Consider the following 9,731-nt stretch of genomic DNA (forward strand, 5'->3'; position numbering starts at 1 on the left):
GGCTCATCCAGATCCGGGTCGCGGCCGCCATCACCGCCACCCTGGCGCTGGTCATGATTCCCCTGCTCGGACTGGCGGCCCGCTGAGGGTGTCATGACCCATGACTATCTGGTGCTGGCGCTTCTCTTCCTGGTGCCGGGCACGCTCTTCTGGTTCATGCGCGCGGACCTGCGCGGGTTGATGCGCGGGGCGGCGGTGATGGCATTGCCCTTCGCGACGACCGAGTGGCTGTTCTACCCGGAGTACTGGGCCCCGAAGTTCCTGTTCGACCTGGCGGACCGGATTGGCTTCGGCATCGAGGACGTGCTGCTCATCGTCGGGCTCGCGGCCTTCGCTTCCAGCGCCTATGCCGTGGTGTTCCGCCGGACGGTGGTGCCCCTGGGCTCGGGCTCGCGGCCGTGGAAGCGGGTGGGTGGAGGAGTCGGGGCGGTGCTGGCGGTGGCCGTGCTGTTGCTGGGGGCGGGGGTGCCCATCCTCTACGCCGCGGTGGCCGCGATGGTCTCCACCACCGTGCTCGTCCTGGTGATGCGTTCGGACCTGGTGATGCCGAGCTTGCTGGGCGCGGGGGTGACGGCGCTCATCTACTTCGGGCTGTGCCTCGTCTTCGAGGCGCTCATGCCCGGGGCGGCCGTCGAGCGCATCTGGAAACCGAGCGTCTTCCTGGAGGGCGGGCTGCTCGGCGTTCCGCTCGATGAACTCCTGTACGGGACGGGCGCCGGCTTCGCGGGCACGGCCTTCCCGGCGTGGGCTTTCGGGCTGCGCTTCGTGCCGCGTTCAGGGTAGCGAGTCCAGCCCGGCGAAGAGCCGATCCACCTCCTCCAGGGTGTTGTAGTGGAGGAGCGAGACGCGCACGGCGCCCTCGGGCATGAGGCCCAGCGCCTGCATGGCGAGGGTGGCGTAGTAGTGGCCGGCGGCGACGCCCACGCCGTGGCGGGCGAGGTGCTCGGCCACCCCGCGAGGCGAGGCGTCCCGCACGGTGAAGCAGAAGGTGGCGGCCCGGCCCCTGGGCTCGGGGATGCCGTAGAGCCGCACGCGCGCGTGGGCGCGCAGCCGCTCCAGGGTGGACTCCAGCAGCGGGCGCTCCAGGGCCTCGATGCGGCGGAAGGCCTGCTCCAGCCCCGCGCGCCCGGGCTGCCCCTCACCGAGTACCTCGCGCACGTAGCGCAGGGAGCCCAGCCAGCCCGCGAGGCCCTCGTGGTTGGCGGTGCCAGGCTCGAACTTCTGCGGGCTGTCGTCGGGGACGAACCACAGCTTGTCCGCGGGCAGCCGGGGCAGCAGCTCGCGGCGCACGAACATGCAGCCCAGGTGGGGGCCGAAGACCTTGTAGGGGGAGAACACGGCGAAGTCCGCGCCCCAGGCCTTCATGTCGGGGAGCAGGTGGGGGCTGGAGTGCACCGCGTCGACGATGACCCAGGCCCCCACGGAGTGGGCCAGCTCGGCGGCGGCGGCCACGTCCGGCGTGGTGCCCACCGAGTTGGCGGCGGCCGTCACGGCGACGAGCCGGGTGCGCGGGGTGAGCAGGGCGCGCAGGTCGGCGGGCTCCAGGCGACCCTCGGGCCAGCGTGCGCGCCACACCTTCACCACCGCGCCCTGGGCCTCCAGCGCGCGCCAGGGGCTGGCGTTGGACTCGTGCTCCAGCTCGGAGATGACGACCTCGTCCCCGGGTTGGAAGAGGCGGGAGAAGGCGCGCCCGAGCTGGAAGGTGAGGGCGGTGGCGCTGGTGCCGAGCATGACCTCCTCGGGCAGGCAGTTGAGGAACTCGGCGGTGGCGGCGCGGGCCTGGGCCTTGAGCTCGGTGGCGAGCACGGAGGCGCGGTAGGGCTGACCCACGTTGCAGCTTCCCCCGGAGAGGAATTGGGAGATGGCGTCGATGGTGTGGGAGGGCACCTGGGCCCCGGCGGCGTTGTCGAGGTAGCTGAAACCCGACCGCAGGGCGGGGAAGTGCGCGGCGAAGGGAGGGGAACTCATGGCCCGTGGAGCATACCGCTCCAGCTCATGCTCGGGCGTGTCGATGGGGCTCACGGTTGGGAGGCTGTCCATACACCAGTGGGTTCACCTGCCGTGAGTGGTGGCAGTGGGTGAAGTGCCCTAGCTTCAACTTGGAGTTCCCAACGCTCATCGACGTGGGGCGCAGGGAGTCCCACAGGAAGCGCAGCGCACGAGGGCTGAGCCATCGCGGCGTCCTGTCCCTGCCCGCCATTCTTCTCCTGGCATGTGGCAGTACCCAGCCGACCCTCCGCGACTCTGCTCGTGCATTCGAGAGCGTGTGCGCATCGAGCGGGACGCGAGACTGTGATGCGGAGCAGATCGCCTGTTTCAGGAAGTGCTGGAACTCCGCACCCCCCTGGCCCCTCAAGAGGGGGGACAAAGGCCACGACAAGTACTGCACCAAGAAGTGCCGCGAAGAGTACATGGAGTGCGTCAAGGAACTCGAGGCACGCCCGCTGGCCTTTCCCGATATGAAGACCGCGAAGGACTGGCTCGCTCGCCACGAAACGGAGGTGCTGGTGGGCAGTCTCGTGGGGGTGGCTGGAGCAACCTTCGTGGTCGCCACGGGCGGCGCGGGTGCGCTGGTCCTGATTCCACTCGCCGCTCTTTGAGGAGCCACATCGTGACGAAGCGACTCGAGGACTTCGAACTCGAATCAACCTGCCGGGCTCTCCAAGGCGCGGCGACAGGCTGTCCCGAGGAGGCCCAGGACGCCATCGAGGTTGCCGCCTATGCGCTCCACTTCCTCTACGCGACCGGCCAGCTCAAGGAGTTCCGCGAGTACCTCCACGAGGTGAAGGAGCCGGCCTCCCGCTCGTTTCACCTCGAGCGGGACTTCCCAGACATGGAGCAGGCCTCGGCATGGCTTCACGGCCAGCCTTCCCCCACGTTGGAGACGCGGGTCGCGGTCGCCGGGAAGACGTATGCGGTCTGGAGGGATGAGGCGGGGATTCTGCGGCTGGTGCCCACGCCCTCCCTCCAGGACCTGGAGGAGTAGCGCGTCAGCTCTGCGGGGTGACGGTGGCGGTGGGCTGCCCCGCCTTCTTCCAGCCCAGGAGGCCGTCGGGCAGCACGCTCACGTCGGTGTAGCCGGCCTCGACGGCCTTGCGCGCCGCGGCGTGGCTGGCCGTGCACTGGGTATTGGCGCAGTAGAAGACGAGCCTGGCGTCCTTGGCCGCCGGCAGCTCCTTGGCCGCGTCGTACTTCTTGAAGTGGGTGAGGAGGATGGCGCCGGGGATGATGCCGTTCTGCTTGCGGAAGTCGTCGCCGTTGGCGTCCAGCACGGTGACCTTCTGCTCCTTCTGGAGGCTGGCCACCTGGGTGATGGTGACCTCCTTCAGGGAGGACTTCGCGGCGGCCTTGGCCTCCGCCTTGGCTTCCTTCTTGGCGTGGTCGCACGCGCAGGCCTCGCCATTGGCGTGCTTCTCGCCCTCGCAGGCGAGCGCGGCGGCGGGAGCGGCGAGCGAGGCGGCAACGAGGAGGGCGCCGAGGAGCTTCTTGGACATGCGGTGAACCTCTGGTGAGGACCGGGTTTCCCGCTTCCAACGGCCCACGGAGCGCTTTATTCACGCGCCGTGGGCCAGACGGTCAGTGAAGCGGGGCGCCGGCCTCGTCGAGGCTCACCTTCTCGTTGTCTCCCGGACGGTACGGCTCCCCGGTGAGGACTCCCTTCACGAAGCCCACCAGTTGCACCATGCGGCTGTTGGGGGTGTCCCAATACTCGGCCTTGGTGACCTTCACGCACAGCAATGCCAGCTCGGGGTCATCCAACCCCTGGGGGAACCAGGCCCTGAGGGTGGGATTCCACAGCTCTCGCGCCTTCTCCTTGTCGAGCACCAGTCGGGCCAGGCCCGTCACGGACACGTAGCGGTCCCGCGTGGGGTCCGAATAGGAGAGGCTGACGTGGTGGTCGCGCTCCACCTCGTCCACCTTGGGCGAGTGCTCCCGGGTGAAGAACCACAGCTCCCCGTCGAAGTCCCGGTCGTGCGTCCACATGGGGCGGCTGCGCAGGCTGCCGTCCTCCTCCACCGTCGTCATCATCGTCACCTTGATGCCGTGGATGAGCTCGCTCAGGTGGGCGATGGGGTCCTTCTTCTCGGTCTTCTTCGTGGCCATTCCTGCCTCCCAGGTGCTCACGGTAAGCAGGGGCCCGGAGGGGGACAGGAGCAACTCCCTGGGTTGTCGTGCACCTGTGTCTGCTCGCTCGGGGAGTGTCTGTGCATGCGTACGCCCCCCATGTACGCTGGTTTCACTGTTCATCGCGGTCGGTGCCGCGCTTCTACGGACAGGGGGGCAGTATGACTGGCATCCACGGCATGGACGGCCTGTCTCCGGCGCAGGTCCAGGATGAGCTGCGGCGCGGGGGCAAGTTCGTGGTTTTCGAGTACTGCTTCTCCACCGTGGTGACGACCGTCCGGCGCTGCTCGGATGTGTATTTCGTCCGGGCCGGACAGGGCACGTTCGCCATGAGCCTGGGCTACACGCTGCTGTCGCTGTTCCTGGGCTGGTGGGGCGTCTCCGGGTTCATCTACACGCCCCGGTGTCTGGCCACGAACCTCGGGGGCGGCAAGGACGTGACGGAGCTGGTGCTCTGCACGCTGCTCGCGCCGCCGTACGACCCGAGCCTGGGGTACTGACTCACCGCGCCGACTCCCACGCGAAGTGGGACATGAAGATGGAGCGCTTGCCGAGGTGATAGGTGAGCGCGAAGTCCGCGTAGTCATACGCGCCGGGCCTGGGCAGCGGGAAGGCGCGCGCCGCCGAGAGCTGCGCGCACGAGGCCACCAGCGCCATGTGCGTGAAGGCCTGTGGGAAGTTGCCCAGGGCCTCGCCCGTGCCCGGCACCGCTTCCTCTCCATAGAGGCCCACGTCGTTGGACAGGCTCAGCAGGTGGCGCAGCAGCCCCTCCGCCTCGCCCGTCCTGCCCGAGTGCACCAGCACGTCATGCAGCCAGAAGGAGCACAGCAGGAAGGTGCCCTCGCCGCCGCGCAGGCCGTCCGGCGAGTCGTAGCGGTAGAGCAGCCCGTCCCTCTCCAACCGCTGGCGGATGATCGCCACCGTGCGGCTCACCATCGGGTGGGTCGCCGGGAGGAAGCCCAGCGCGGGCAGTTGGAGCACCGAGGCATCCGCGTTGTCCGAGTCCACGGCCTGGGAAAACCACCCGTGCCGCGCCCCCGCGTCGAGCAGGTAGCGGCGCAGCAGTGCGCGCTCGCGCATCCAGCGCCCCACCGGGGCCGGGAAGCGCCGCGCCCGGGCGATGCGGATGGCCCGGTCCAGCGCCACCCAGCACAGCAGCTTCGAGTGGAGGAAGTGCCGCGGCTCGTCGCGAATCTCCCACAGCCCCTGGTCCGGCTCGCGCCAGCGCTCGCACACGTCCTCCACCAGCCGGCTCAAGAAGTCCCAGTCCCCCGGCATCAGCCTCAGGCCCATCTTCGAGAAGAGCCATGCCCCCTCCAGCATCTCCCCGAAGACATCCAGTTGGAGCTGCTTCACCGCCCCGTTGCCGATGCGCACCGGCCGGGAGCCCCGGTGGCCCTCCAGGTGCGTGAGCTCCACCTCCGGCAGCAGCCGGTGGCCGCGGATGCCGTACATGATTTGGATGTCCTCGGCGCGGCCCGCGCTGGTACGGGTCAGCCAGTAGCGGAAGGCGAGCGCCTCCTCCTGGTAGCCCAGCAGCATCAGCGAGATGAGCGTGAGGGCGGTGTCCCTCAGCCAGGTGTAGCGGTAGTCCCAGTTGCGCTCGCCGCCGGGCTCCTCGGGAAGGGAGGTGGTGGGGGCCGCGATGATGGCGCCCGAGGGCGCGTACGTGAGCGCCTTGAGCACCAGCGCGGAGCGGCGCACGGCGCGGGTGTACTCGCCGTCATAGGCGCAGTGGGAAATCCACTCACGCCAGAAGGCCACCGTCTCCTCCAGCCGGCGGCGCATCATCGCGAGGTCGGGCAGCTCCGCCGGGCCGCGCTCGACGAGCGAGGGCGTCCAGGCGGCCTCCACCCAGGCCTCGTCCCCGGCCTTCAGGGGCCAGCGCGCGCGAAGGGCTGTGTCGTTGCCCGAAAGCGGGTGCGTGGCCGTCACCCACAGCGCGTCCGCGCCCCCCAGCAGCTCCGCCGCGTGGGGCGAGGTGAAGCGGATGCGGGGCACGAAGGCGCCGTACTCGAAGCGCGGGGACACCACCACGCGCGCCTTCACCTCGCCCCCCAGACAGCGCAGCCGCCGCAGCAGGGAGTGCCGTGTCCCCACGCGCGCGCCGCGCGACAGGCCGGGCCGCACGGGCATGCAGTCCGTCAGCTCCAGCACCCCCGTGGGCGTGGTGAAGGTGGTGACGAGGACGTTGGTGTCCTCGAGGTAGCGACGGGTGGAGTGGAACGTGCCCTCGGGACTCACCCCGAAGGAGCCGCCCCGGCGCACATCCAGGAGGCGGCAGAACACCGCCGGCGAGTCGAATCGGGGAAAGCAGGCCCAGTCGATGGAGCCATCGCGCCCCACCAGGGCGGCGGAGTGGCAGTCGCCCAGCAAGGCGTAGTCGTCGATCCGCTGCCTCATCCCATCCCCCGGGGGCCGCCCCTCCACTCCGGGGGCCTCCTTCGTCATTGAGTCTGGGGAGGGGCCGTTGCAACGGCACGGGAAGCCGGAGGCTGTCTGGATGGGCTGTCCAGCGGCCAGGGAGGAGCGGCCCTCCAGCCGCTGGGAATCCGCCGCCGGGGGCTGCTTCTACCGGGTTTCCCAGGCTGCTGCTCTTTTCGGATCCTGGAAGTTCTGGCTAGAGTGGCCCTTTCTCATCCGACCGCCCTGTTCAGGGGGAGCGTAAAGACATGTCGCAGGAGACTGCCGAGAAGAAGCGGGCCCTCAAGAAGCCCATCGAGGAGATCCGCGCGGAGCTGATGAAGGACCCGGATACCGCTCGCATCGCCAAGGCGGTCAGCATGGAGCTGGCGGACTACGTGGAGAAGGTCCTCACCTACCTCCAGTACCCGGACAGGCGCCCGGAGTTCGAGGTGGCCGAGGACGAGGAGCTGCGCGCCGCCGGCTACAACCCGATGACCGAGCAGGACGTCCATGACGTGTTCGCCGCCGCCGTCCGCGGTGATCTGGACCCGGGCGCCCAGTTCCAGAAGTCCGGCTTCGACTCCGCCGACGGCCGGAAGGGCCCCGCCACCGGGGGCGCCTCCAACGGCGCCATTCCCGCCGGGCCCCAGGATGACGCGCAGCGTCAGGAGCTGATGGAGCAGATCAAGAAGGGGAGTGTTCCCCGAGGCTAGTCCGCGGGGGGCGCGAAAATAATCTGGATCACGCAACCTTTATTCGGCCCCCCCGAGAATCATTTCGAAGCCTCAAGCAACACGGCGTCCACTTCGGTTCAACTCTCTCTCCAGAATTCAGAGGTCTGTCATGGGTTTCCTCAAGAGCATCGGCAGCGCGATCAGCAACGTGGCGAAGACGGTCAGCAACGTGGCCGGCAAGGTCTCGAACATCGCCGGCAAGGTCGCCGACATCGCTGGCAAGGCCGTGAACATCCTGAAGGCCCCTGAGCAGGCCCTGAGCGGTCTCATCAAGAAGGCCGCGGGCGGGCTGCTGGACAAGCTCCCCTTCAACCTGGGCAACATCGCCAAGCCCTTCCTGGACAAGGTCGTCGACGGCGCCCTGTCGCTGATCTCCAAGAGCAACCTGGGCTCGGTGTTCGAGTTCGCCAAGAAGCTGGCCCCGAAGGTCGGGCAGCTGGCTGACTTCGCCGAGAAGGTGAAGAGCGCCGCGGACAAGGTCGGTGCGTTCACCAACAAGACGGTCGGCGAGAGCACCACGCACAACCTCCAGGAGCTGTTCTCCACCGCGCACGCCGACGCCCTGGCCGCGCGCTACGCCGCCTAGTCGTCGCGGTTCTTCTGGAGTCCTCGGGGCCGGTCCTCCGCTATACGCGGGGCCGGCCCTTCGGCTTTGCGGGCCTGGACGGAGCCTCAGCCCTCGGCCAGGAAGAAGGACGTGACGGTGTAGCGGAAGCGAGCGCCCGCCTCGGGCAGCACCTGCGACACCCCGTGTGGTGCCCCCCGGGAGCGGAAGATGAAGACGGAGTTGAAGAGGGGCGGAATGCGCAGCTCGTCCCCCTTGCCGGAGGGGTGGGGGAAGTGGAGCACGCCGCCGAACCGCTCCTCCCAGGGCCGGGTGAAGTTGTAGACGACGGCGAGCCCCTCGTCCTCGGTGTCCACGTGGACGGGGAAACGCTCGCCCACGCCCATGCGCGACACCTGCACCTGTTTGGCCACGAGCTTCTGCCGCCAGCCCACGAGCCAGGCGTGATAGTCGGCCGCCGCATCGGTGCCGAGCCACTGGACGAAGCCCGTCAGCGCCGAGGGTTCCTGCTCCCCCTGACGGGCGATGGAGAGCGGGTAGGGGGCGTGGTGGTGAGGCACGAAGCGGGCCCGGGTCAAGGCCTCGTGGACGGACTCCGCCACCGGGGGCGCGAGCGCGTCCGACAGGCAGACGTGCGGCACCCGCCCCCCCTCCCCGAAGGCCGCGCGGACCCCGGTGGCGATGGCCGGGTCCAGCAGCGTGGGGTGTATCCACCGCGCCGCCTCGACGTTCACCGCGGGGGGGCCCCGCCAGTCCTCGCCAAAGACGTTCTCGACGAGATCCGGGATGAAGAAACCGCTGACGCGTTCAGGCTTTCGCAACGAGGTACTCCGCGAGGCGGGAGATGATCTTCCCGCGCTTGGGGTCTTCGAAGAAGGAGATGGCGGGCGTGGGGTTGAACTCGAGGGCGACGAACCGGCCGTCCGCGTCCCGTCGCAGATCCACCGCCGTGAACACCATGCCGAGCGCACGCGCCCCACGGATGCACAGGCGCCAGGCCTCCTCGGGCAGCCGGGCCCGGCGCACCTGATGGAGGTTCACCCGGGCGTCCACCACCCCCTCGGTGGGGATGCGGAAGGCGGCCACCGGCTCGCCGTCCAGCACATAGGCCCGGAACTCGTCGCCCTTGATTTCGGCCTGGAAGAGCACGGGGCAGTTGCCCAGGAGCTGGAGCCGCTCGTCCGTGAGGTCCTTCTCGGTGACGCGCTGGACCAGCGCCCCACCCCCGAGCGGCTTGTAGATGACCGAGCCGTGCTTGCGCACGAAGTCGCGCACCGCCTGTGGATCGCACGTGCCGAGGCTCGGGGGCACGGGCACCTTGTGCCGCTGGAGCAGGGAGATTTGATGCAGCTTCAGGTAGTGCAGCTCGATCGTCTCGAACGGATTGACGAAGGTGCACCCCGGCTGGCGCAGGGCGCGCAGCACGGACTGAAGGAAGGACTGGCGCTCGCGCTCGGCGACGTACTGCTCCTGCCAGGTGGCGAAGTTGCGCTCGGGCAGCGCGGCGGGCTCGGGGATGGGCAGCGAGAGCTGCACGCGCTTGATGTAGAACGAGCGCACGTCATCCAGGCGCTCGCCCTGGTACCGCACGGCGCCACGCTCCCACGTCAGCGTGGCGGACTCGGGGACGTTCGCGGTCTCGACGAGGATGACGCGGGCCCGGCGGCGTTGCACCGCCTCGGCCACATAGCGGGTGTGCTCATCACTGCGTGAGCCGATGACGGCGACCGTCTTCACGTGTCCTCACCTGTGGGGCGCCCGACATGAGCGCCCCCAGTGTACCGCGCGAGCGTCCCGTCCGGCTCAGAACGTGGGCAGGTCGGCCTTCACCTTCACCACGGGGGGCGTGGTGGTGGTGGTGGGCAGGTCGGCCTTCACCTTCACCACGGGGGGCGTGGTGG

12 protein-coding genes are annotated in these 9,731 nt (G+C 69.3%); 6 read left to right on the forward strand and 6 right to left on the reverse strand.

The genetic code is table 11. The features are described from left to right. The first annotated feature begins 93 nt into the window (after nucleotides 1-93). Complete coding sequence (locus VF794_RS12700; protein ID WP_331110094.1) at nucleotides 94-783, forward strand: lycopene cyclase domain-containing protein; 690 nt, start codon at nucleotides 94-96, stop codon at nucleotides 781-783. On the opposite strand, the gene VF794_RS12705 is transcribed toward VF794_RS12700, so the two are convergent. Next, the gene (locus VF794_RS12705; protein ID WP_331110096.1) at nucleotides 775-2,022 is read right to left on the reverse strand and encodes a cysteine desulfurase-like protein; all 1,248 of its coding nucleotides are present in this window, start codon (nucleotides 2,020-2,022) and stop codon (nucleotides 775-777) included. The genes VF794_RS12700 and VF794_RS12705 overlap by 9 nt on opposite strands. Nucleotides 2,023-2,411: 389 nt before the next feature. Between VF794_RS12705 and VF794_RS12710 the strand changes: the two genes are divergently transcribed. Together VF794_RS12710 and VF794_RS12715 are read left to right on the forward strand one after the other, a co-directional pair. After that, nucleotides 2,412-2,600: a hypothetical protein gene (locus VF794_RS12710; protein ID WP_331110098.1), complete on the forward strand. Its 189-nt coding sequence runs from the start codon at nucleotides 2,412-2,414 to the stop codon at nucleotides 2,598-2,600. 11 nt (nucleotides 2,601-2,611) lie between these two features. After that, the gene (locus VF794_RS12715; RefSeq protein ID WP_331110100.1) at nucleotides 2,612-2,986 is read left to right on the forward strand and encodes a hypothetical protein; all 375 of its coding nucleotides are present in this window, start codon (nucleotides 2,612-2,614) and stop codon (nucleotides 2,984-2,986) included. Nucleotides 2,987-2,990: 4 nt separating this feature from the next. Here the strand turns inward: VF794_RS12715 and VF794_RS12720 are convergent, their stop codons facing one another. Continuing rightward, entirely contained in the window at nucleotides 2,991-3,494 is a 504-nt protein-coding gene (locus VF794_RS12720; RefSeq protein WP_331110101.1) for a rhodanese-like domain-containing protein, read from the reverse strand. 82 nt (nucleotides 3,495-3,576) lie between these two features. Beyond that, nucleotides 3,577-4,104 carry a pyridoxamine 5'-phosphate oxidase family protein gene (locus VF794_RS12725; protein WP_331110103.1) on the reverse strand — a complete coding sequence of 176 codons (528 nt, stop codon included), beginning with the start codon at nucleotides 4,102-4,104 and terminating at the stop codon, nucleotides 3,577-3,579. A 182-nt stretch (nucleotides 4,105-4,286) separates the two neighbouring features. Here VF794_RS12725 and VF794_RS12730 point away from each other — a divergent pair, with 182 nt between their 5' ends. Then, complete coding sequence (locus VF794_RS12730) at nucleotides 4,287-4,625, forward strand: hypothetical protein (protein ID WP_331110105.1); 339 nt, start codon at nucleotides 4,287-4,289, stop codon at nucleotides 4,623-4,625. Between the two features lies 1 nt (nucleotide 4,626). Here the strand turns inward: VF794_RS12730 and VF794_RS12735 are convergent, their stop codons facing one another. Continuing rightward, the gene (locus VF794_RS12735) at nucleotides 4,627-6,528 is read right to left on the reverse strand and encodes a glycoside hydrolase family 15 protein (protein WP_331110107.1); all 1,902 of its coding nucleotides are present in this window, start codon (nucleotides 6,526-6,528) and stop codon (nucleotides 4,627-4,629) included. 269 nt (nucleotides 6,529-6,797) lie between these two features. Between VF794_RS12735 and VF794_RS12740 the strand changes: the two genes are divergently transcribed. Together VF794_RS12740 and VF794_RS12745 are read left to right on the forward strand one after the other, a co-directional pair. Beyond that, nucleotides 6,798-7,244 (forward strand): hypothetical protein, encoded by a 447-nt coding sequence (locus VF794_RS12740; RefSeq protein WP_331110109.1) that lies wholly within the window; start codon nucleotides 6,798-6,800, stop codon nucleotides 7,242-7,244. Nucleotides 7,245-7,374: 130 nt separating this feature from the next. After that, nucleotides 7,375-7,851, forward strand: coding sequence for a hypothetical protein (locus VF794_RS12745; protein WP_331110111.1), 477 nt, complete (start codon nucleotides 7,375-7,377; stop codon nucleotides 7,849-7,851). An 86-nt stretch (nucleotides 7,852-7,937) separates the two neighbouring features. Here VF794_RS12745 and VF794_RS12750 read toward each other — a convergent pair whose 3' ends face one another. Then, nucleotides 7,938-8,651 (reverse strand): 2OG-Fe(II) oxygenase, encoded by a 714-nt coding sequence (locus tag VF794_RS12750; protein WP_331110113.1) that lies wholly within the window; start codon nucleotides 8,649-8,651, stop codon nucleotides 7,938-7,940. Further along, entirely contained in the window at nucleotides 8,638-9,567 is a 930-nt protein-coding gene (locus VF794_RS12755; RefSeq protein ID WP_331110115.1) for a hypothetical protein, read from the reverse strand. Before VF794_RS12755 ends, VF794_RS12750 begins: the two co-directional genes overlap by 14 nt. Nucleotides 9,568-9,731: the final 164 nt, after the last annotated feature.

It is taken from the genome of Archangium sp. (assembly GCF_036389735.1).
Taxonomy (GTDB): domain Bacteria; phylum Myxococcota; class Myxococcia; order Myxococcales; family Myxococcaceae; genus Archangium.

What these genes read in the sequence shown, in the direction of transcription:
- VF794_RS12720 (WP_331110101.1), bottom strand. Translation starts at nt 3,494, where the DNA reads ATGTCCAAGAAGCTCCTCGGCGCCCTCCTCGTTGCCGCCTCGCTCGCC.
- VF794_RS12735 (WP_331110107.1), bottom strand. Translation starts at nt 6,528, where the DNA reads ATGAGGCAGCGGATCGACGACTACGCCTTGCTGGGCGACTGCCACTCC.
- VF794_RS12725 (WP_331110103.1), bottom strand. Translation starts at nt 4,104, where the DNA reads ATGGCCACGAAGAAGACCGAGAAGAAGGACCCCATCGCCCACCTGAGC.
- VF794_RS12730 (WP_331110105.1), top strand. Translation starts at nt 4,287, where the DNA reads ATGACTGGCATCCACGGCATGGACGGCCTGTCTCCGGCGCAGGTCCAG.
- VF794_RS12710 (WP_331110098.1), top strand. Translation starts at nt 2,412, where the DNA reads ATGGAGTGCGTCAAGGAACTCGAGGCACGCCCGCTGGCCTTTCCCGAT.
- VF794_RS12700 (WP_331110094.1), top strand. Translation starts at nt 94, where the DNA reads ATGACCCATGACTATCTGGTGCTGGCGCTTCTCTTCCTGGTGCCGGGC.
- VF794_RS12745 (WP_331110111.1), top strand. Translation starts at nt 7,375, where the DNA reads ATGGGTTTCCTCAAGAGCATCGGCAGCGCGATCAGCAACGTGGCGAAG.
- VF794_RS12740 (WP_331110109.1), top strand. Translation starts at nt 6,798, where the DNA reads ATGTCGCAGGAGACTGCCGAGAAGAAGCGGGCCCTCAAGAAGCCCATC.